This is a genomic window from Pyrobaculum sp., assembly GCF_049971835.1.
Classification (GTDB): Archaea; Thermoproteota; Thermoprotei; order Thermoproteales; family Thermoproteaceae; genus Pyrobaculum.
Genome location: NZ_JBMFKV010000384.1, coordinates 1 through 1,078, shown reverse-complemented (window position 1 = coordinate 1,078; position 1,078 = coordinate 1). Strand labels below are relative to the sequence as shown.

The window sequence follows — 1,078 nt, the reverse complement described above, 5'->3', positions numbered from 1 at the left end:
GTGGAGTACTCTGTCTGATTTTACCACTCCGTTGGGAGTCGTGGCCACCACAGCTACCACGTCGTCTCTATTTGTCAACGCCTTCGTCAGCTTTCCAAACGCCTCGCTCCACTCCCTCTCGTCGACGCCGTACGGCCCCCACGCCTTCGCCGCCACGTAGCCGGCGTGGGTGGCGTGTGAAAACACCTTAGCCCTACCCGCAACGCCGACGAACGACCTGCCGAATTTCTCCAGGGCGTCTTTCGACACCTTGGCGTATAGGTTGGAGACCAGGTCGACGACGGCGGACACCCTCTGCACCCAGGAGACGTAAACCGCGGCGTAGTACCTGCCGGCGTTGCGGCACGACTGCTCCGTCAAAACCCCGGCGTGGAACCGCTCCACCTCAGACAAGTCAACCCCAAAAGCGGAGAACACCTCCCCAGCCTCCTGAGGCGCAAGAAGCTGCCGTATATCCTCCGCAATGAAGACGTCGGGCAAGAGGTAGCCCGCCGCAGACCCCGCGGCCCTAGCCCACCTGCTTGCAGACAAGGCAGTTACGGCAGACCTAACGGCGGAGATCAAGTCGCCGATCTCCCCAAGCCCCCTGGCCCCCCTCGCCAGCCACTTCCCAAAAAAGCCCACAATCCTCCCCACCGGCACGACGGTGAGAGCCACGTCCCCCAGCAGAGAGTAGTCGTAGGGATCCGCCGCCTTGTCAAAAGCATCCCAAAAAGCCTTGTTGCACCAATCCACGGCGTCCACAAGCCTCTTCGCCTCAGGCGGGAGAAAAACCGCGTGAAGCGGCCGCAACAAAACAGACCGGTTCCCAGCCACGAGGCGGGGCTTGTCAAAAGAAACGGAGAAGTTGCCCAGCGAGTACGTGCCGGCAGGGGCGTAGAGGAAGAGAGACGCCTCAGACACCCCGTCAACTCCCCGAAACACCGCCGGCGACACCACCACGGCGTCTAGAGCAGGCACCGTGAGGTTAAAACGCAACACCCCGCTGACCCCGCCCCTGGAAAACTTCAAAACAGCCAGATAAGTCACGTTGCCACAAGAGGGGTTACCCACCACGAAAAGCCCCGTCCCGTTAGAC

Annotated in this window: 1 pseudogene; it reads right to left on the bottom strand. The window is 61.6% G+C overall.

The features are described from left to right. Positions 1-1,029 (bottom strand): annotated as a pseudogene (locus ACP5J3_RS14855) (hypothetical protein); the annotation flags it as partial. Between the last annotated feature and the right edge of the window lie 49 nt (positions 1,030-1,078).